The organism is Virgibacillus sp. L01, from assembly GCF_052246775.1.
Lineage (GTDB): Bacteria > Bacillota > Bacilli > Bacillales > Amphibacillaceae > Lentibacillus.
Genome location: NZ_JBQQCP010000023.1, coordinates 1 through 1,739, shown reverse-complemented (window position 1 = coordinate 1,739; position 1,739 = coordinate 1). Strand labels below are relative to the sequence as shown.

At 41.5% G+C, this 1,739-nt stretch carries 1 protein-coding gene; it reads right to left on the bottom strand.

Annotation, left to right across the window (positions count from 1 at the left end; genetic code table 11):
• Positions 1 to 491: 491 nt before the first annotated feature.
• Positions 492 to 1,625 carry an IS110 family transposase gene (locus tag ACTWQM_RS19975; RefSeq protein ID WP_443259891.1) on the bottom strand — a complete coding sequence of 378 codons (1,134 nt, stop codon included), beginning with the start codon at positions 1,623 to 1,625 and terminating at the stop codon, positions 492 to 494.
• Between the last annotated feature and the right edge of the window lie 114 nt (positions 1,626 to 1,739).

Genomic DNA, 1,739 nt, shown 5'->3' with positions numbered 1-1,739 from the left:
TTCCGCTGATATGAACAAAACTGTCAAGTCCCAAGCTGTTTTTCCCTTTTTTGGGCATACTTAATACAAGAAGCCGTTTTTACTTCTTTTTATGGGTTAACCGTTTTGGTTAGACTATTTCCTTCTTCATCTTGGTGACTTTTCCTCCAGGTCCTGATTGGTTGTCAAGTGGTTTCCTTTACGACCAATCAGGACCTGGAGATACTTTTTTCAGATGAAGAAGGAAGGCTAAGAACACGGCTCGAAGGCAAAATATACTTCGCACCGATGGCACGCTGATATTCGTGGATTCACACATTCTACCTTTCCGTCCAAGGAACTTTCACCAGCTATTTACGTGCATTCACTATAAAAAGCTAGCACAAGCGGAACTCGTGAATTTTCCTCTACGGTTTTTACTTTGCCTCCGGGCCCTATTCTCACCCCGCTTTATTATGACTGGAAAATAACTCACTCATCATGCAACCATTTGTAAATAGAAATATGTGTTCTTAATTTAGTACTGCTTCCTTTTCAGGCCTGTTTTCTTCTACTTCCTTTGCGATTGCCCAAATGAATCCGGCCAACTCTCTGGCAACAGCTGTCACTGCTTTATTACTTGTCTTCCCACGTGACATTAATCGATGAAACCTTTTGTGTAACCTTGTTTGCGCCTTCCATGAGATGTCCAGTATGGCGCCTGGTTGGCCATTTTGTCTTTTCTTTAACTTATCTCGAACAGCGGGCTGAAGACGATAACTCCAAGCTGCTTCAATTAGTAATTTACGGGCATGTACATTTCCTGTTTTCGTAATTTCCCCCTGTTTTCGTGAAACACCACTTGAACTTTCGCTAGGTACAAGTCCTAAATAAGCCATTATTTTTTTAGGTGTTGGAAATCGCCCAAACGATCCAATTTCGGCAGCCAGACTGGTTGCAGTGATCGTTGCTACACCACGTAAACATTGGAGTGCTTGAATAATTGGAGCATGTACGCCGTTTTCCGCCTCGACCTGTATTTCTTCTTCTACACGTTTTAGTCGCTGTTCTGCTTCGTGAAGAGTCTGTAAATATTCTTGAAAGGCAATACGTACCGGTCTATACTCGAATTTCACTGTATAAATCCATTCGCGATATTTGGCTGACCAGTTCTTTCCCACTTTTTGCGGGGAGCGAATTCCATACCGTAATAGAAGTTTGGTAATCCTATGTTTCATTCGTAATATATCCTCTTTCACATCTTCTCTGGCACGAACGAGATCACGTAAAGCCTCATTTTCTTCCGAAGGTACGTATATGGAAGTTAACTCTCCTGCACGAAATAACCCGGCAAGACTCATTGCATCTCTTTTATCTGTTTTCACTCGTTCTCCTGGCTTTTGTGGAATTAAACTTGGTGCAATCACGTCGCATTCAATGCCCATACTCATAAACATCCGATATAATGGATATCCAGTTGGACCTGCCTCATAGCACACCTTAAGATTTTCAGGTTTTCCTAATTTCTTTACTAGTTTCCGGATGGCCTCAGGTGTATGGCTAATCATCCCAAAATACCTGGGTTTTCCTCGACCTTCTTCTGCGATAGCTACTGCAATTTCTTCTTTTGATACGTCTAAACCAACGTATTTTGTGTTATTATTCATAGTAAGGCTCCTTTCGTAATGTGGCTCTGATTTGGGTTTTTCTTTCTTAGTAACAGTCTACCAAATTAACCCACGACTTTACGATTAAGGAGCCAGTTTTGTTCATAGTAGCTA